The sequence below is a fragment of the Arthrobacter sp. B2a2-09 genome, assembly GCF_027587375.1.
Lineage (GTDB): Bacteria > Actinomycetota > Actinomycetes > Actinomycetales > Micrococcaceae > Arthrobacter.
Map to the genome: position 1 here is coordinate 1 of NZ_JAMXIC010000074.1, position 838 is coordinate 838.

Here is an 838-nt window from a genome sequence, read left to right on the forward strand (position 1 = left end):
CATGTTCCCAGCGATCTGGCTCATGAGGTTGAAGTTGTGCAGCATGAGCATGTTGGTGCCGCCTTTGGTCATCCACCACAGTTGCACGTCGGTGTTGAGCCACAGGGAACCGGCCACACGGCCAGCGTTGTGGAACCCGAGGTTGGCTACGCCATTACCCGTGCCCTGCAATTGCAGGCAGGATGTGCCGTACATGCTGCCGTCTAGCTGAGCGTACGGGCTGTACATGTAGGACTGCCCGGTTGGCGAATCTCGGTAGGTCGTAATAGACTGGAAATTCGCCTGACCAGCGGCAGTGAACGTAGCGGCAATCTGTGAGGCGCCCGCTTGGATACGGATCGCACTGTCAGTGCCCGCGTAGATGATACCACGCGAGGTGCCATCGACGTTGTAGAACCACAGGTGCGCGTTAGACGCGGCAGTAGCTGCGAACGACTGAACAACACCCGCCTTTGAACGGAGAGTTCCGCCGTAGATGTCACCAGCAGCGTTGATGCCGCCAGTGAACGCAACCTGCGCACCAGCCACAGTGCCCATGGTGTTAGCTGCGACGTACCCGTTGGCAGTCACGTTGCCTGTTGTAGTCACGCTGGCGAAGTTCACGTTCTGAGCAGCGCCCAGACCTAGACCAACACGGAACGTGTTAGCGTCCGCAGATGGCATCAGCGTGTCACCTACAAAGGGTGATGTGGTGAGTCTGGCCAGCACACCACCACCGTTAAGCGTGACCACACTGTACATACCGGAGGTAGCTGGCAACTGCACGAGCTGATCCAGCCGCGCCGCGTGATCCTGCTTGCCCGTCAGCGCACCGTCTACAGCAGCCTGTGCGGCGTTG

1 protein-coding gene is annotated in these 838 nt (G+C 59.4%); it reads right to left on the reverse strand.

All coding sequences use genetic code 11. The annotated features are described in order from the left end of the window. Nucleotides 1–838, reverse strand: an 838-nt coding sequence (locus NFJ07_RS25570; RefSeq protein ID WP_269998906.1) for a hypothetical protein, incomplete at both ends; no start/stop codon positions are given.